This is a genomic window from Pandoraea faecigallinarum, assembly GCF_001029105.3.
Taxonomy (GTDB): Bacteria; Pseudomonadota; Gammaproteobacteria; order Burkholderiales; family Burkholderiaceae; genus Pandoraea; species Pandoraea faecigallinarum.
The window spans coordinates 777,686-795,824 of the sequence record NZ_CP011807.3 but is presented as its reverse complement, the minus strand read 5'-3'; the positions used below and the strand labels follow the sequence as shown (position 1 = coordinate 795,824).

Below are 18,139 nucleotides of genomic sequence, written 5' to 3'. Positions count from 1 at the left end.
GCAATTTAATCCCCTAGATTTCGATACAAGCAAACGAAATCGGAATTATTTGTTCCGTTTATTTTTCACTGGAGACACCCATGAATGCCAAAGATCCGGCTACGGCCACCCAGCAAATGACGGCTTCCGATGCCGGTCCGCAAACGATGACGCCTTCGGAAGCGTTCGTCGAAACGATGGTCGCCAACGGCGTGAGCGAAATGTTCGGCATCATGGGCTCGGCCTTCATGGATGCAATGGACATCTTCGCGCCGGCCGGCATTCGTCTGATTCCGGTGGTACACGAACAGGGCGCCGGTCACATGGCCGACGGTTATGCCCGCGTGTCGGGTCGCCACGGTGTGGTGATCGGCCAGAACGGTCCGGGCATCAGCAACTGTGTCACCGCCATCGCCGCGGCTTACTGGGCGCACAGCCCGGTCGTGATCGTCACGCCGGAAGCGGGCACGATGGGCATCGGGCTGGGCGGTTTCCAGGAGGCGAAGCAACTGCCGATGTTCCAGGAGTTCACGAAATATCAGGGCCACGTGACGCATCCGGCGCGCATGGCCGAATTCACCGGCCGCTGCTTCGATCGCGCGATGGCCGAAATGGGTCCGACGCAGCTCAACATTCCGCGTGACTACTTCTACGGTCAGATCAAGACCGAAATCCCGCGTCCGCAACGCCTGGACCGTGGCGCCGGCGGCGAAGAGCGTCTGAACGAAGCGGCGGAACTGCTCGCACAGGCCAGGTTCCCGGTCATCATCTCCGGCGGCGGCGTGGTCATGGCCGACGCCATCGAGGAGTGCAAGGCACTCGCCGAACGTCTTGGCGCGCCGGTCGTCAACAGCTATCTGCACAACGATTCGTTCCCGGCCAACCATCCGCTGTGGTGCGGCCCGCTCGGCTATCAAGGCTCGAAGGCGGCCATGAAGCTGCTCGCCCAGGCCGACGTGGTCGTCGCGCTCGGCTCGCGCCTCGGACCGTTCGGCACACTGCCGCAACACGGTCTGGACTACTGGCCGAAGAACGCCAAGATCATCCAGATCGACGCCGATCACAAGATGCTCGGTCTCGTGAAGAAGATTTCGGTCGGTATCTGCGGCGACGCCAAGGCCGCGGCCGTCGCGCTATCGCAACGTCTGGCCGGGCGTACGCTCGCGTGCGACGCCACGCGCGCCGCCCGCGCCGATCAGATCGCGACCGAGAAGGCGGCGTGGGAGAAGGAACTCGACGAGTGGACCCACGAGCGCGATCCGTACAGCCTCGACATGATCGAAGAGCAGAAGCACGAGAAGACCTTCAACGGCGGCCACTATCTGCATCCGCGTCAGGTGCTGCGCGAGTTGGAGAAAGCGATGCCGGAAGACGTCATGGTCTCGACCGACATCGGCAACATCAACTCGGTCGCCAACAGCTATCTGCGCTTCAACAAGCCGCGCAGCTTCTTCGCGGCAATGAGCTGGGGTAACTGCGGTTATGCGTTCCCGACGATCATCGGCGCCAAGGTCGCCGCACCGCACCGTCCGGCGATCTCATACGCCGGCGACGGCGCGTGGGGCATGAGCCTGATGGAAACGCTCACGTGTGTGCGTCACAACATTCCGGTCACGGCCGTGGTCTTCCACAACCGTCAGTGGGGCGCGGAGAAAAAGAACCAGGTGGACTTCTACAACCGCCGTTTCGTCGCCGGTGAGCTGGAAAGCCCGAGCTTCGCCAACATCGCCCGCGCGATGGGCGCAGAAGGTATCGTGGTCGATCGTCTGGAAGATGTCGGCCCGGCGCTCAGGAAGGCCATCGATCTTCAGATGAATCACGGCAAGACGACCATCATCGAAATCATGTGTACTCGCGAACTGGGCGATCCGTTCCGCCGCGACGCGCTCTCCAAGCCGGTGCGCATGCTCGACAAGTACAAGGACTACGTCTGACGCGGTAGCGGTTTTTCGTGTGACAGCGCTCCCGGCTCTGTGGGTGCCGGGGGCGCTTTTTTTATTTTTTCGACATCATGAAAGCCATTAACCGCATCATCGATACCGCGCGCCGCGCACCGATGCGCATCGTGTTGTGCGAGTCGGAGGACGAGCGCGTGCTCACCGCGGCGGCACGCGCCACGCGCGAGGGCATTGCACGCATCGTGCTCGTCGGCGACATCGCCAGAACGCAACGCGCCGCCGGCGCCGCGCGTATCGATCTCGCCGGCATGGAACTGATCGATCCGGCAACGTCGGACATGACCGAAGCGTTCTCGCACATCTGGTATGGCATCCGTTCGAAAAAGGGGATGACGCGGAATCAGGCCGCCGAAGCAATGCGCTCGCCGCTGGGGTTCGCGAACATGATGGTGCGCCTCGGTCACGCCGACGGCTCCGTCGCGGGCGCGGTCAACACGACGGCCGACGTCGTGCGCATGGCGATTCAGATCATCGGCGTGCAACCGTCGTTCAAGCTCGTGTCGAGCTTTTTCCTGATGATGCTCTGCGAACCTTTTCACACGATGAAGGGCGGGCTCATCTTCTCGGACTGCGCGCTCGTCGTGGATCCGGATGCGGAGCAACTCGCGCAGATCGCACTGGCGGCGGCCGATAGCGCGAGCGCCCTGCTCATGGAACCGCCGCGCGTAGCGATGCTTTCCTTCTCGACGAGCGGCAGCGCGAAGCATGCCGCAGTCGACAAGGTGGTGGCGGCGACGCATCTGGTCAAGCAGGCGCGTCCGCAACTCGCCATCGACGGCGACGTGCAACTCGATGCGGCCATCGTCGAGGAAATCGCGCAACGCAAGGTCGTGCATTCGCAAACCGAGGGACACGCCAACACGCTGATCTTTCCGAGTCTCGACGCGGGCAACATCGGCTACAAGCTCGCGGAGCGCATCGGCGGTGCGAAGGCCATCGGTCCGCTGTTGCAGGGCCTGAATCGTCCCGCAAACGACCTCTCGCGCGGATGCAGCGCCGACGACATCTATTACGTGATCGGCGTGACCTGCGTGCAGGCACAGGCCGCGCGCGCCAAGCTGACCGGAACCTCGCCGCTCGCCCTCCGGGTATGACGTGGCAAGCGGTTCAGGCGTCGCTGCCGTTGATGCTGTTGCTCGGGTTTGCGACGTATTTCCAGACGGTCACCGGCTTCGGCCTGGGGATGATCGTGCTGGGCGGGGCAAGCGGGTTCGGGCTGGCGCCGGTTGCAAGTGTCGCCATTCTGGTGAGTCTGGTCACGCTCATCAACAGCGCGCTCGCCCTGCCGGGCACGTGGCATCTGATCGACTGGCGCGCCGTGCGCGCGGCGACACTGGGCATTGTGCCGTCGGTCGTCGCCGGCGTGCTGCTGTTCGATTACCTGAATGGCACGGCGTCCAACATTCTGCATTTGCTGCTGGGGGCTGTCGTGCTTTACGGCGGCATCGGTTCGGCGATCCGGCCTGCGCCCCGGACCGAGCGCGCGGGCGACGCGGGCTTCTTCTTCAGTGGCATCTTCGGCGGCCTTCTGAGCGGCATGTTCGGAATCTCCGGGCCGCCGCTGATCTTCTACTTTTACCGGCAGCCGCTCACGCTCGTGCAGATTCGCTGCGCGCTGATTCTGCTGTTCGCGGTAACCGCCTCGATCCGCACGGCTTATAGCGCGCTGGCGGGGCAATTGCCCGCGTCGATGTGGTGGCAGGCCGCCATCGCGCTGCCCGTCGTGACGTTCGCCACCTTGTTCGCGCGTCGTCACCCGCCGCCGCTATCGGGGACCACAACGCGGCGGCTCGCGTTTGTCACGTTGATTCTGCTCGGCGCGCATCTGACGATCGACGCGTTGACAGCGATGCTGTGATGCGGCGCCGAGGTCAGGCGTTGCCGCGACGCCCGCCACTGCCGATCCAGTCGGCGAGCTTCGCCAGCATTGTCATGTCCGGCAACGACGTGAGATCCAGCGCCAGCGAGTTGCGGTAGTAGGGACTGAGGTCCAGGCCGACGCCGAGACCCAGCACTTCCACGTCGCCCCGGGCCTGCTGCTGCGCCACGACTTCGCGCAGATGATGGTCGAGATAGTGCTCGTCGTTGACCTGGTTGGTGGCGGCGTCCATCGGGCTGCCGTCCGAAATCACGATCAGCACACGACGGTTCGCGCTGCGCGAGCGCAAACGCTCGCACGCCCATTCGAGCGCCTCGCCGTCCACCCCTTCGCGAAACAGATCCGCCTTGAACAGCGACGCGATGTCGGTGCGCGCGCGTCGCCAGCTGGTGACGGCGTCCTTGAAGATCAGATGCGAGACTTCGTTCAGACGGCCAGGAAAGCGCGGTTTGCCGCGCGCGAGCCAGTCCGCGCGTGCCCGCCCGCCATTCCACGCGCCGGTCGTGAATCCGAGGATCTCGTTGGTCACACCGGCGGCGTCGAGCGCGCGGGAAAGCACGTCGACGATCATCGCGACCGCATCGATCTGCGCCTTCATCGAGCCGGAACAGTCGATGAGGAAACTCACCATCGACTCGGCAAGCAATGTGTGCTTTTCCAAGCGGAAAAGCCGCCGCTCCGCGGGCGAACTGACCAGTTGCGCGAGACGTCGCCCATCGATGCGCCCCTGTTCCTCGCCGAACGACCAGCCGTCGCGCTGCGGCACGGCCAGCGCCGCCTTGAGCGCACGCGCGAGTCGGGCAACGTTGATCGCCTGCGCGACGATCCGTTCGTCGAGCCGCTCGCGAAATTCGGTAAGCAACGCCCGCCGCACCAGCGTGCCCGCATACAGTTCGCGGTCGTAACGATTCGTGAAGACACGGTAACCCTGTCCGGACGCCTTGAGCACGCGGCTGTCGCCCGAATGCGCCAGCGTGATCCCGTCGTCTTCCTGCTCATCGAAGTCGAGAAACAGCGAGAACGCGTTGCGCACGCCCCCGGCGTCCTCGTCGTCCTTCGCATTGTCTTCCTGCGCGTCACCGCCCGCCGCACGAATCAGTGCCGCGATATCGGCGGCCAATTCGCGCGCGAAGGCGGCGAACGCCGCCTGATCGGTGCGCGTGCGGCGCATGCCGGCGAGCGCCCCGCCAATGCGGGGTGCGATGGCCATGCGCGTGGCTTCGATCAGCCCTTCCGTGTCCTCGACGACCGGATGGCCGGTGAGCCGCGACCAGCTCATCTGCGCCACGGTGTAGAGCAGCAGGCCGACGTGACTCTCGGCCACCCCCGTGGCGTGCATCGCACGCGACCACGTTTCGAAACGGTCGCGCAGGTTAGCCTCGATGCCGGGCATGCCCGGCGGAATGAAGGTCTCGCAGCGCAGTTGCTCCAGCAGTTCGAAAAGCAGGCGCTCCAGCGACGCGTCCGGTTGCAGCGTGCGATGCAACGCGGCGTCGCTGTGGCGAAGCCGAAGGGCCGCGCCGTCGGCAGCGCCGCGCATGGTCATCAGCGGGTCGGCAGGGGGAGGCAGGGTTTGCAGATGCGGCGCGTGCAGGGGCAATGGCCGCATGTTCCTGCACAGACGTGCGCCGCTGTAGTGCAGGGCAGCGTCTCCGGTCAGGGCGCGCACGGTCGCGGCGCACAGCGCTTCGCCGCGCGCGGCGCGTTGTGCCGCCTCGCGCTCGGAGATCGACCCTCGCGTCATGACGCACCGGCCAGCAGCGAGCGGCCGCCGTCCGTCAACGGCAACTCGCGGCCGAAGGCCCGCTGGTAGTACTCCGCCACAACCGGGCGCTCCGCTTCGTCGCACTTGTTCAGGAACGTGAGCCGGAAGGCCAGCCCCGCATCGTGGAAGATGCCGGCGTTCTCCGCCCAGTTGATGACCGTGCGCGGCGACATGAGCGTGGACAGGTCGCCCGTCGCGAAGCCCTTGCGGGTGAGTTCGGCCACACTGACCATCGAGCCGACGAGCGCGCGTCCCGCGTCGTTGTCGAGTGCCGGCACGCGTGCGAGCACGATGCCCGCTTCGTCTTCGCGCGAGAGATAGTCGAGCGTGGCCACCACGTTCCAGCGGTCGATCTGCGCGTGGTTGAGCACCTGCGTGCCGTGATACAGACCGTTCAGGTTGCCGAGACCGACGGTGTTCGTCGTGGCGAACATCCGGAAGCCGGGATGCGGATGGATCACGCGGTTCTGGTCGAGCAGCGTGAATTTGCCGTCGCGCTCCAGAATGCGCTGAATCACGAACATCACGTCGGGACGGCCGGCATCGTACTCGTCGAAGATCAGCGCCACGGGGCGTTGCAGCGCCCACGGCACGATGCCCTCCTGGAATTCGGTGACCTGATGGCCGTCGCGCACGACAATGGCGTCCTTACCCACGAGATCGAGACGGCTGATGTGCCCGTCGAGATTCACGCGCACGCAGGGCCAGTTCAAACGCGCCGCCACCTGCTCGATGTGCGTCGATTTGCCTGTGCCGTGCATGCCCTGCACCATCACGCGGCGGTTGTTCATGAATCCGGCCAGAATCGCCAGCGTCACGTCGGGATTGAAGCGGTACGCCGTGTCGATCTCGGGCACATGGTCGTCGCGCTCGCTGAACGCCGGCACCTGAAGATCGGTCTCGATACCGAACACGGCGCGGGCATCGACAGTGCGATCCGGTTGTTGGGTTGCGGTCTCCATCACGGCGTCTCCATCCCTTTCCAAAAACGGTGTCGGTGCATCATAGCGTTAACCATTTTTAGAAACAATTCGTTCCGGATAATTAAAACACCGATTGACGATCCCCGATAGCTCGTCTAGATTCGAACGAACTGAAACCGAATCGCAACGAACTTCCATGTATCGGAACCTTGTCAATGCCGGTCGACAACCTGTTTGGGTACAATACCGCTGATCCATTTTCCGGAACGGCGCATATGAACGACGTAGCGATTGGCCACGACTCCCCGCAGGACAGCAAGGCGGATACCCCGACCCTTCGGGCATTCGCGCTGCTGGAATATCTCGTGGCTGCCGACGCGCCCGTCTCGCTCGCCGATATGGCGCATGACATCCAGATGCCCAAGGCGTCGCTGCACCGCATGCTCGGTTCGCTCGAAGCGGGCGGACTGGTGATTCGCGAGCCGGGTCAGAAGAATGCTTACGTGATCGGGCCGCGTCTGGCGCAACTGAGTCTGGGCGTGATGATGCAGGCCGGTGCGCGCCGTATGCGTCACGCGATTCTGGGCCGTCTCGTGGCCGATCTCGGCGAGACGTGCAACCTGACGATGCTGCATGAAACCGAGGTGCTTTATCTCGACCGCATGGAAGCGCCGTGGCCGCTTCGTCTCGATCTGAAGCCCGGCTCGCACGTGCCCGCGCACAGCAGTGCGAGCGGCAAGCTGCTACTTGCAATGATGCCGCGCGAGCAACGCGCCGCGCTGCTGCGCGCCATGAAACTGCAACGTTTCACGCCCAACACGCTGACCGACCCCGAATTACTGGAGAGCGAACTCGATCGCATCGCGCGCAAGGGCATTGCCGTCGATAACGAGGAATTCGTGCTGGGCATCGCCTGCGTGGCGGCGCCCGTGCTCAAGGAAGACGGCGCGTGTATCGCCGCCGTGGCAGTGCACGCGCCAGTGTCGCGCACCTCGCTATCGAAGGCGATGGACTTCGTGCCGCGTCTTCAGGAAGCCGCCAAGGAACTCGCGAAGACGTTCTGAAGCGTCAGAGGGCCTTCGCCCTCTCTGCGCTTTCTTCCTCCGCCTTTTTCGCCAATGCCTGCGCCTTGCCCGCGCGCTGCCAGTCGAGCAGCGGAGCGAGCGCCATCGCGGTGTCGCGCAGCGTCGGCACCAGTCCCGTCAATTGCTCCAGCGTCACGCGCGCCGTCGGGCCGTGCACGGCCAGCACGGCACGGACATGGCCGTCGTCGGGCGCCCGCACAGGCACGCCCACGGCCACCATGCCCCGCACGAACTCCTCATTGTCGATGCCGATGCCGCGCCCGGCGAGGCGATCCAGTTCGGCTTCCAGCAGGCCGGGATCGGTGATCGTCCTGGGCGTCATGCGTTTGAGCGTCAGGCGCGAGAGCACCGCACGGCGCTCGGCCGCCGGCATCTGCGACAGGAACAACTTGCCGCTCGCCGTGCAATGCAAGGGCACGCGCATGCCCGGGTGCATCTGCATGCGCAGCGGTTCGTTCGTCTCCACGCGCTCGATGTAGAGAACCTCGTCGCCATCGAGCGCGGTGAGATTCACCGTTTCGCCGACCCGCTCGACCAGCGTGCGCAGGAGTGAGCGCGCCGCGCGCGTGAAGTTGTTGTTTGCCAGCGTGACGAGCGCGAGCCGCGCCGCTCGTGGGCCGAGCGACAGCCCGCGTTCCGAGCCGCGCGAATCGGGCACGTGCGAGACGTAGCCGCACACTTCCAGCGCCTCGATCAACCGCATGAGCGTGGCCTTCGGGATCGCGAGACGCGACGCCAACTGCGACAGGGTGTACGGCTGTCCGGCCATGGCCAGACGTTCGATGACGGCGAGCGCGCGCAGATTGCGCGCCGCCTCGCTCGCACGCAGATCGCCGTCGTCCAGCGCGCCGGAGTCGCGCGTTGCCTGCATCGATACCTCCCTGGGTCGCTCGCCCCGAATTCCGTCGATCAATAAAAGAAACAAAATATACCAATTATTCGACAGCCATCAGCCTCGGGATTACCCCGTGACCGGGTTGAAGTCCGTGGCCGCCTCTCCCGCCTCTCCCGCCGCACGCGTCGCCCCACACGGCGACAGCCTTAGTAAAACCCCGCAGATGCGCCGCAGCAATTGCCTCGTTCTGAGACAGCAAGCGCGAAATCCGTTTCAGTTTCCCGTCATCGGCATTTTTTCGCTTGGCAATTGTCCATCGCTCGCCGACATTGGATCGAAACAAACCGAAACGAATCGTTTCATCCCCTCGCGCGGCAATGGCCGCGCCATGGCGATGAGACATTCCCATGCAGGAGACAGGCGGTATGGAACATGAGGTCGACTATCTGATCGTCGGTGCGGGCTCGGCAGGATGCGTACTCGCGAATCGTCTTAGAACGTGTTTGCGATCTTCTGGTCATCCCTGATAATTCGAGGATGACGAGAAAGAAATACGCGAGTGACATAAGCCGAGAGAAGTTCTCGGAGATCGAGCCGCTGTTGCGCAGCGTGCGCCGGCGCACGAAGCCCACGACGGTGGACTTGTACGAGGTGTTTTGCGCGGTGCTGTATCTGTTGCGTACAGGTTGCCAATGGCGCTTCTTGCCCAGCGAGTTTCCCAAGTGGCAAACCGTCTACGCGTATTTCAGCAAATGGAGTCAGCCTGACCAGCACGGCGTGAGCGTGCTGGAGCAGGCACTCAAAAAATCAGGTTGGCGCGGCGCGCACAAGACAGGGACGCAGCGCCAGCACGACGTTCTTGATCGTGGACGCGCAGAGCGTGAAGAACACTGACACGGCAGCGCATAAGGGTTATGACGCGGGCAAGAAGGTGTCGGGCATCAAGCGTCATATTGCCGTAGACACGCAGGGCTTGCCGCACGCCGTGGCGGTAACCACTGCCGAGGTGACCGATCGCAAAGGAGCGTTGCTGGCGTTCGAGCACGGCAAGCCTCGCTTGGGACAGGTGCAAAGTGTGCTGGTCGATGGCGGTTACGTGGGCGAACCCTTCGCGCAGGGCGTGCGCGAGATCTTGGGCGAGCGGGTCACGGTGCAGATCGCCAAACGCAGCGAACTGCATACTTTCAAGGTCCTGCCGCAGCGTTGGGTCGTCGAGCGCAGTTTCGCCTGGCTGGAGAAGAACCGGCGCTTATGGAAGAACTGTGAGCGTTTGCTCAACACCAGCTTGCAGTTTGTCCATCTCGCCTTTTTGGCACTGCTGCTCAGGAGATCGTAAACCGGCTCTTAGCGCAGATCCCGCGAACCGGGTGCTGCTGCTCGAAGCCGGCGGCCCCGATAGCAATCCCTGGATTCACATCCCGGTCGGCTACTTCAAGACCATGCACGACCCGGAACTGGACTGGTGTTACCGCACCGAGGCCGACCCCAACGTGGCGGACCGCCGGATCGACTGGCCGCGCGGCAAAGTGCTCGGCGGCAGTAGTTCGCTGAACGGCCTGCTCTACGTGCGGGGGCAGCGCGAGGACTACGATCGCTGGGCCGCGCTGGGCAATCGCGGCTGGCGTTATGCCGACGTGCTGCCCTACTTCCGCAAATCGGAAGATCAGGAACATGGCGCGAACGAGTATCACGGCGTGGGCGGCCCGCTGAAGGTCTCGGACCTGCGTCTGCGCCGCCCGATTGCGGAACACTTCATCGCCGCCGCGAAGGACATCGGCATTCCCTTCAACGAGGATTACAACGGCGCCACGCAGGAAGGCGTCGCTTATTTCCAGCAGACGGCCTTCAAGGGCTTTCGCTGGAGCACAGCCAAGGGTTTTCTCAAGCCCGCGCGGCGCCGCCCCAATCTGATCGTCGAGACGCGCGCCCAGACCTGCCGTGTGCTCTTCGAAGGCAAGCGCGCCGTGGGCGTCGAATATTTGCAGGACGGTCAGCGCAGGAAGGCGCGAGCGCGCGTCGAAGTGATTCTCGCGGCCGGGGCCATCGGTTCGCCGCAACTGTTGCAGAACTCGGGCGTCGGCCCGACCACGGTGCTCGCCAAAGCCGGCGTTGCATTGCGTCACGCGTTGCCCGGCGTCGGCCGGAACCTGCAGGATCACCTGCAGGTACGCCTCGTTTTCAAGACCCGCGAACGCACGCTGAACGACGAGGTAAACCATCCGCTGCGCAAAGCGCTCATCGGCTTGCAATACGCGCTGTTGCGCACCGGTCCGCTCACTCTCGCCGCCAGCCAGGTGACGATTTTCACGCGCTCGCGTCCCGAACTCGCGCGTCCCGACATCCAGTTCCACATGCAGCCGTTGTCGGCCGACAAGCCGGGCAAAGGCGCGCATCGCTTCTCCGCCTTCACGTCGTCCGTCTGCCAGTTGCGCCCCCATAGCCGGGGCAGCGTCGAGATTCGTTCCAACGATCCGCTGCAATACCCGGCGATTCACGCGAACTATCTGTCGGACGAACGCGATCATCGCGTGGTGATCGACGGCATCAAGGTCGCGCGCCGCATTGCGGCCGCGCCTTCGCTCGCACCACACATCATCAGCGAGTTCGTTCCCGGCGCGCAGTACCGGAGCGACGACGAACTGCTTCAGGCCGCGCGCCAGTTCAGCCAATCGATCTATCACCCGGCAGGCACCTGCAAGATGGGCAGCGACAGCATGGCGGTCGTGGACGACCGTCTGCGCGTTCACGGTCTCTCGGCGCTGCGGGTCGTGGACGCGTCGATCATGCCCGAGCTGGTCTCGGGTAACACGAATGCACCGACCATCATGATCGCGGAGAAGGCGGCGGACATGATTCTCGAAGACAGGAAGCAAGCGCCGGGCACGCAGGAAATCCGCGGCAGCAAGGAGGCGCGGGCGGAAGTGGCCCTGGCGGTGTAGTCACAACAGCGACATCAGCGAAAGCAGCCCCCAACCATTACAAGATTCACAAGATTCGGAGACAACCATGAATGCATCGACCAAGACCGACGCCCGGCAGATGCGCCGTGTCGTCGTCGCCAGCCTCATCGGCGCCACCATCGAGTGGTACGACTTCTTCCTCTACGGTGTCGTCGCCGGCATCGTGTTCAACAAGCTGTATTTTCCCGGCGGTGATCCCCTCGTCTCGACGATGCTCGCCTACGGCACCTTCGCGGTCGGTTTCCTGAGCCGTCCGCTCGGGGGTGTGATCTTCGGGCATTTCGGCGACAAGCTCGGACGCAAGAGCATGCTCGTCATGACGCTCACAATAATGGGCGTGGCGACCATGCTCATCGGATTGGTGCCGACATACGCACAGATCGGATTGTGGGCGCCGGTGCTGCTGCTCTTGCTGCGCGTGCTGCAAGGCATCGGACTGGGCGGCGAATGGGGCGGGGCGGTGCTCATGGCGTTCGAGTACGCGCCGAAGGAAAAGCGCGGCTATTACGCCAGCATTCCGCAAGTCGGGCTGGCCCTCGGCCTGTGTCTCGCCTCCGGTGTCGTGGCCGTGCTGTCGTATGCGCTGACGAGCGCGCAGTTCCTCGCCTGGGGCTGGCGTGTCGCGTTCTTCCTGTCGGTCGGGCTCGTCGCCATCGGCATGTACATTCGCCTCAATGTAATGGAAACGCCGGAATTCTCGAAGATCAAGAAGGCCGGCACCGAGATCAAGATTCCGATTGCGGAGGTGCTTACGAAAAACCCCGGCAACGTGCTTGCCGGCATGGGCGCGCGCTTCATCGACGGCGTGTTCTTCAACATTTTCGGCGTGTTCTCCATCGCCTACCTGACGCAGACGCTCAAACTCTCGCAGACCGAGGCGCTCACGGGAGTGATGGCCGCCGCGTTCGTGATGGTCTTTACGATCCCGTTCTTCGGCAAGCTCTCGGACCGCATCGGCCGCACCCGGATCTACTTCTGGGGCTCGCTCGCCACCGGCCTGTCGTCGTTCGCGGGTTTCTGGCTGATGAAGGCGAGCGGCGGCAACGTGATGCTCGTGTGGCTGTCCATCGTGATTCCGCTGGGTGTCGTCTACGCGTCGGTCTACGGTCCGGAAGCCGCCCTCTTCTCCGAACTCTTCGACGCCCGCGTGCGCTACACCGGCATCTCGTTCGTCTATCAGTTCTCGGGCATCTTCGCGAGCGGCCTGAGCCCGATCATCGCCACGTACCTGTTGCAGAAGAACGGCGGCGAGCCGTGGATGATCTGCATCTACGTGCTGGTCGCGGGTCTCGTCAGTGCGCTGTGCGCCGCGTGGATCGGCAGTCGCAAGCGCCGCCGGCATGTTTGGCACGGGGCCGGCGTGACGGAACATTGAGCGAAGGCCGCGCGGGAACCCGGCGACGGCCGGGCAAACATGACGCACGAAGCGACGCAGACGTCGCGATCACAAGGGCGTGTCCTTTACCGGGACACGCCCTTCGCTTGTTGCGCGCAACGCATTCGCCATGACACCGATCAGTACGCCTGAGCGTCATCTCGTGCGATCATGAAGGCCGGTGCAAGCCTTTGCCCCCTGCTCTCCGGCCCGCCAATCACACGAACACGAATGCAGCGAGATCCGTCGCTTGATGCCGCCATCGCCGAAGACGAGTCCGATCGTCCCGGACCGTTATCGGAAGCCTCCTTGCTGGGTGCGCCCTCCACGCCCCCCGGCCCCGCCCCGGCGGACGCCGTTCCCCTGCCCATCAGCGTCTATCCCGCGCTCATGGGTATCTTGCTGGGCTATGGCGTGCTGGTCGTCGGCAATGGCCTCTTCGTTACCGCCGTCCCCTTTCATGCCCTGAAGTACGGCGCGTCGACGTTTACCATCGGCGTGATTCAGTCGTGCTATTACGCGGGCTTTCTGCTCGGCGCGTTCTACAACCGCTCGCTGATCGAGCGCATCGGCCAGCATCGCGCATTCGTCGCCTTCACGGCGCTCGCGGCGCTGTTCGCGATGGGCTTCGCCGTGAGCGAGTCCATGGTGTTGCTATGCCTGCTGCGCGTGGGCACCGGGCTGGCGCTCATGGGCATGTACACCACGGTGGAGAGCTGGCTCAACGGTTCGGTGCCGAACACCATGCGCGGGCGCGTCTTCGGCTCGTATCTGACCATCAACTATCTGGCGGTCAGCGCCGGACAGTTTCTGCTCAACATTGGCGAGGCGGGTAGCGAAGGACAGTTGCCGCTCGTCGCGGGGCTCTTCGTCGCGGCAATCCTGCCGATCACGCTGATGCAGGGCTGGCCCACACGCGTTGCCGACGAACGTCTCGTCAAGCAGCCGGCAATGAGCCTGTTCGACAGCATCGCGGAGATGGCGCGCGCCACGCCCATCGCCATTCCCGGGTGCATTCTGGCGGGCTTTCTGTACAGCGCGTTCTACGCGATGATGCCCGTGTACCTCACGCGCATCGGCTTTTCCATCGGCAGTCTCTCGACGCTCATGGGCGTGGCGCTGTTCGGCGCCCTGCTCATGCAGTGGCCGGTCGGACGCCTGTCCGATCGCATGGATCGCCGCACGGTATCACGGCGTCTGGCCATTGCCTCGGCCGTGTTCTGCGCGCCGCTGATCTTCATTCAGGCGCACTGGCTCGTCTTCGTGCTGATGTTCCTGTTCTCGGCCGTCAACTTCACGCAGTACGGCCTGATCGTCTCCCATGTGAACGACCGTACCGAACCGGAACGGCGTATCGGCGTGAGCGCGACCTTGCTCATCCTGTTCTCGGTCGGTGGCCTGCTCGGCCCGATGATCGCCTCCGTGGTCGTGACGGTACTCGGCTCGGGCGGTCTGCACGTCTTCAACGTCGTGTGCGCGCTGGCGCTGGCCCGCGTGGCGCGACGGGCGCAGATGCTGGCACCGTGACGGCCCGGGAGACTGAGGGACTGACAGGCGAAGGTACGCGGTGCACGGGGCGCTCATCCCGCAGGTGCAAGCGCCGCCACGGCCAATACCGACGCCCCAACTTGGTGCGTTAGTGGCGATCTCTGGTGCGACGCGTCACAAGACAGGCGGAAACCGGCGAAAAAATCGGGGACAATAGCGCGCGCCTTTGAGCACGCTTCTTGCTCTCCTATTCTTGACATATCCTTGCCGCGCCCGCGCCTGTTACGACCATGCCCATGACCGATCTCGACGCCCCCGGACTATTGCCGCCCCGACTCACGGCAGCCGAAGACGCCCGGCGCATCGTGATTTACGGCGATTTCACCATTTCCAGCGTCTTCCAGCCGGTGTTTTCGGTCTCGCACCGGCGCGCCATCGGCTACCACGCCTCGCTGCGGGCGCACGACGCCCAGGGTCGCCACGTGCCGTCGCACGAGGTCTTCACGATGGCGGCGCGGCATGGCGACATGCTGGAGCTGGGGCGCCTCGCCGAGTCGCTGCATCTGGGCAATTTTCACGAATTCGACAGCCGCGACGCGTGGCTTTTCCTCAATTTGCACCCGGCCGCGCTGATGGACACGGTGTACGGCGATGCGCTCATCGCCACGCTCAAGGCCACCGGCCTGTCGCCACAGCGCGTGGTACTCGAAGTGCCCGAGCAGGCCGGCGGCGACACGCCACGTTTCGGCGCCATCGTCGGCAGTCTGCGCAAGGCAGGCTTTCTGATCGCGTTGGGCGGCTTCGGCGCGAAGCATTCGAACATCGATCGCGTGTGGGATCTGCGACCGGACATCGTGGTGCTCGATCGCGGCATTCTGGCGCAGGCCACAGAGCAAACGCATCTCGCGCGGGTGCTGCCGGGCCTCGTCTCACTGCTGCACGAATCGGGCCAACTCGTGATGATGGGCGGCCTCACGGCCGAGCGCGAAGCGCTGATCGCGCTGGAATGCAACGTCGATTTCGTGCAGGGCCAGTATTTCGCGGCGCCGGATTTCGACCCCGTGCCCCCGAAGGTCGCTGCCGAACGGATGGACGCGCTGTCGACCGCGCTTCGCACGCAACTCGTGGAGCGCGAGCGCGCGCAACATGCGCGACTGGCGCCGTATATCGCAGGTATCGAAGCGGCGGCGGCGCGCCTCGCGCAGGGGCAGGACATCCGTCACGCGACGCACGACCTGCTCGCGCTGCCCGATGCGGCGCGATGTTTCCTGCTCGACGCCGCCGGACGCCAGATCGGCGACAACGTGCTGCCGCACAGCCACTCGTCGCAGCGCGCCAAGCGCTTCCGTCCGCTGTTGCATTCGGAGGGGGCGAACTGGGCACGGCGCCCGTACTTCATCGAGGCAATGCGCGCACCGGGCGAAGTGCATTTCACGTCCCCGTATCTCTCGATCAATGAAGCGCATCTGTGCGTGACAGCCTCTATCGCGTCGCCCGCCAGGCAGGGGCTTCATGTGCTTTGCGTGGATATCAACTGGTGACGCAGGGCTTGTCAATCGTCGCCACGTCCTCGCCGTCCCTTCGACACGTTGGGTGAACTCCCGCTCGAAATGGCGGGACATGACCGTCCCCGATTCACCTTCGTGACTTTGCACAACCATACGACGCGCGATCGTCACATCTTTTCGCTGGGCAGGAACAGCATTCACGAGCGAGTCATCAAAGACTTCCGCGTTGCAAGCGCCGTAACGCAAAAACGCAAAGGTTGTCAGCACCTCCGAATACTCGTTATGGAATGTCGTGAAAATGCCCAGCGTCGAAATCACAGGCGCCCAGCTCGCCTCGCTCTCTGCCCCCCTCCAGCCGGATCGCTCCCCGGCGTTCGAATCGCCTATCGCTGCGACCCTCGTTGACGTAAAACCTGCCATTGCCTCGCCCCCGCCCTCGGTACATCCGGAATCCCGTCGCACTTTACCGGCTTCGACACAACTTCGCCGTGAGTTCGAAAGCGTGCATTGCACTATCACAGACGCACGAGCGCTGAACCTGACACCGTTGCAGGAGAGGGCACTCAAGGAGCGTCTGACGTCCGGCACGCAGCAAACCCGGTTGGGGAGCAGGCCCGGCACGCCACCGGCCGGGACGTTGGAGCATCAAGTCGGCGCGGCACGGGTGGCCCCGATACCCTTTACCCGGAACGTCGACGACGACTCGCTGTCCGCCCTCCTTGCCGAAACGCGGCATCACCTTCCCCGGGTCTGTTCGCATGGCGTTGCGCGTGCGCGAAGCCAGGCATCCACATCCGTGACTCACTCCGGGAGCGCTCGCAGAGCGCCGCCGGCCGTAGCACAGATGTCGCAGATGTCGCAAATATCGCAGACGCAGTTTCTGTCGTGTCTCATGGATGCGAGCAAGCGTGGCGAAGGCGCGCCTCTGGATGTGGCAGCGTGCCTGACAGCGGCCGGCTTCTCGACGCAATTGTCATGCATCACGCTTGACGCCGACACACCGCTGATGCACGCGAGACTCAGCGGCGTGCAGTTCTTCAACTGCACGATCGACTGGTGCGCTTTCGATGAGTCGCATCTTTCGGACACCCAATTCGTCGCATGCAATCTGAGGAACGTGTCGTTCATCAACACCTCGTTCGAGAACTGCCTGTTCCAGGACTGCATCATGCGTGAAGTCATGATGGCGTGCGCTTCGCTCGACGGCGTCAGTTTCGAACGGTGCGACCTTGTCATCGGGAGCTTTGAAAACGCACGAATTCTGGACTCCCGATTTGACACTGTCACGATGGCCGGAACCCATTTCCTGAACGCCGAAGTCAGCGGCTCGTCGATTCGAAACAGCCATCTGGAGAATTCGGTGTTCTTCGATGTGTTGCAGGATTTCGATGTCGATTGCGACTCTCGCAAGACTGTCGGATTAACCAAGCCGACGGCTGTCCTGCTGATCGATCCCGAGGATCGCGGCACATCGATTCCCAGGGTCCTCGTGAAGCTCGACCAGGTCGCCAACATGATCCCGCTGCGTATCGCCATGCGCTCGCCTTCGATCGATCGTAGAAAATTCGACCATGAGATTGACATCGTGTGGCAGCGGGTCGCAGTGGGCGCGGCCGGCGACCTCCCTATCGCCCAGCGCCTGCTGCGCATCGTCGACGACGCCCCTGAGACATTCGCGCAATTGACCAGCATTACGGCAAAGGCAAAAACGTTGAGCGCTAACGTCAATGCCATCGTGCTGCCTGGCGGTGAGGATCTTCCTTCAGCCTTGTATGGCGAGGAGGAAGAGATCCCCCGGCCGGGGAGCGACTACCGGCGTTCTCTGCTGGAGTTGGCGCTACTGCGCGAATCCCTGAATCGGGGTATTCCAATGTTGGCCATTTGCCGCGGCTTCCAGTTGGTCAATGTGTACTTCGGCGCGAAAATGCGGCAAAACGTTGAAGGTCAGCGTGGCAAGCGAGACTTCGATCTGACGCCGGGCAGCCGAAATGGGATATACGGCGAAGCCATGCGCGAGACGCTCGCCAGCGTGGTGTCGCACCATCAGGCGATCCCCGTATCCGCGCAGTCGCTTGTCGAGCATCTGAAACCCTCTGTCGTACACGAAGGACTGGTCGAGGCGGTTGAAAGCCCTCATGCCGGAGCAGTGCCCGCCCTTATGCTGCAATTCCATCCGGAGTTTTTCAGGACAGAACCCATGTACAGAGCGCCAAAGAGCTTTGTCCCTCCCCGTGAGAGCCTTCAGATGTCTTCCGCCAACCAGATTTTCTGGAAAATCTTCTCCGATGCCGCCCAAGCCCACCGCGCAAAGCAAGCGGTTATCGGCGAATTGAAAGGCCCTCGCGCCAAGCCCCCGTCCGCCTCTGCCGTCTGACGAACGCAAG

At 63.7% G+C, this 18,139-nt stretch carries 12 protein-coding genes and 1 pseudogene; 10 read left to right on the top strand and 3 right to left on the bottom strand.

The genetic code is table 11. The features are described 5' to 3' along the window. Nucleotides 1-80: 80 nt before the first annotated feature. The 3 genes from xsc (at nt 81) to AB870_RS03590 (ending at nt 3,795) form a co-directional block, all read left to right on the top strand. Complete coding sequence (xsc, locus tag AB870_RS03600) at nt 81-1,913, top strand: sulfoacetaldehyde acetyltransferase (protein ID WP_418303983.1); 1,833 nt, start codon at nt 81-83, stop codon at nt 1,911-1,913. A 77-nt stretch (nt 1,914-1,990) separates the two neighbouring features. Beyond that, nucleotides 1,991-3,031, top strand: coding sequence for a phosphate acetyltransferase (pta, locus tag AB870_RS03595; protein WP_047906972.1), 1,041 nt, complete (start codon nt 1,991-1,993; stop codon nt 3,029-3,031). After that, the gene (locus tag AB870_RS03590) at nt 3,028-3,795 is read left to right on the top strand and encodes a TSUP family transporter (RefSeq protein WP_047906971.1); all 768 of its coding nucleotides are present in this window, start codon (nt 3,028-3,030) and stop codon (nt 3,793-3,795) included. Before pta ends, AB870_RS03590 begins: the two co-directional genes overlap by 4 nt. 13 nt (nt 3,796-3,808) lie before the next feature. Here the strand turns inward: AB870_RS03590 and AB870_RS03585 are convergent, their stop codons facing one another. After that, nucleotides 3,809-5,560, bottom strand: coding sequence for a cobaltochelatase CobT-related protein (locus tag AB870_RS03585; protein ID WP_047906970.1), 1,752 nt, complete (start codon nt 5,558-5,560; stop codon nt 3,809-3,811). Next, nucleotides 5,557-6,543 (bottom strand): AAA family ATPase, encoded by a 987-nt coding sequence (locus AB870_RS03580; RefSeq protein ID WP_047906969.1) that lies wholly within the window; start codon nt 6,541-6,543, stop codon nt 5,557-5,559. Before AB870_RS03580 ends, AB870_RS03585 begins: the two co-directional genes overlap by 4 nt. Before the next feature lie 236 nt (nt 6,544-6,779). On the opposite strand from AB870_RS03580, the gene AB870_RS03575 reads away from it, so the two are divergent. Continuing rightward, the gene (locus tag AB870_RS03575) at nt 6,780-7,568 is read left to right on the top strand and encodes an IclR family transcriptional regulator (RefSeq protein ID WP_047908758.1); all 789 of its coding nucleotides are present in this window, start codon (nt 6,780-6,782) and stop codon (nt 7,566-7,568) included. A 4-nt stretch (nt 7,569-7,572) separates the two neighbouring features. Here the strand turns inward: AB870_RS03575 and AB870_RS03570 are convergent, their stop codons facing one another. Continuing rightward, nucleotides 7,573-8,460: an IclR family transcriptional regulator gene (locus AB870_RS03570; protein ID WP_047906968.1), complete on the bottom strand. Its 888-nt coding sequence runs from the start codon at nt 8,458-8,460 to the stop codon at nt 7,573-7,575. A 501-nt stretch (nt 8,461-8,961) separates the two neighbouring features. Between AB870_RS03570 and AB870_RS25465 the strand changes: the two genes are divergently transcribed. The 6 genes and pseudogenes from AB870_RS25465 to AB870_RS03535 all read left to right on the top strand — a co-directional run bounded on the left by AB870_RS25465 (nt 8,962) and on the right by AB870_RS03535 (nt 18,129). Further along, a protein-coding gene (locus AB870_RS25465; RefSeq protein ID WP_418303967.1) for an IS5 family transposase occupies nt 8,962-9,760 on the top strand; the annotation gives its coding sequence in 2 pieces (ribosomal slippage) (nt 8,962-9,233 and nt 9,232-9,760; 801 coding nt in all). 7 nt (nt 9,761-9,767) lie between these two features. Beyond that, nucleotides 9,768-11,363, top strand: a pseudogene (locus AB870_RS03555) (GMC family oxidoreductase); the annotation flags it as partial. Nucleotides 11,364-11,430: 67 nt separating this feature from the next. Next, nucleotides 11,431-12,759: an MFS transporter gene (locus tag AB870_RS03550; RefSeq protein WP_047906966.1), complete on the top strand. Its 1,329-nt coding sequence runs from the start codon at nt 11,431-11,433 to the stop codon at nt 12,757-12,759. A gap of 231 nt (nt 12,760-12,990) precedes the next feature. After that, nucleotides 12,991-14,286 (top strand): MFS transporter, encoded by a 1,296-nt coding sequence (locus AB870_RS03545; protein ID WP_047906965.1) that lies wholly within the window; start codon nt 12,991-12,993, stop codon nt 14,284-14,286. Nucleotides 14,287-14,537: 251 nt separating this feature from the next. Further along, a complete protein-coding gene (locus AB870_RS03540; protein ID WP_047906964.1) occupies nt 14,538-15,788 on the top strand; it encodes a sensor domain-containing phosphodiesterase in 1,251 nt (416 codons plus the stop codon). Between the two features lie 811 nt (nt 15,789-16,599). Next, the gene (locus tag AB870_RS03535; RefSeq protein ID WP_167362669.1) at nt 16,600-18,129 is read left to right on the top strand and encodes a gamma-glutamyl-gamma-aminobutyrate hydrolase family protein; all 1,530 of its coding nucleotides are present in this window, start codon (nt 16,600-16,602) and stop codon (nt 18,127-18,129) included. Nucleotides 18,130-18,139 lie beyond the last annotated feature (10 nt).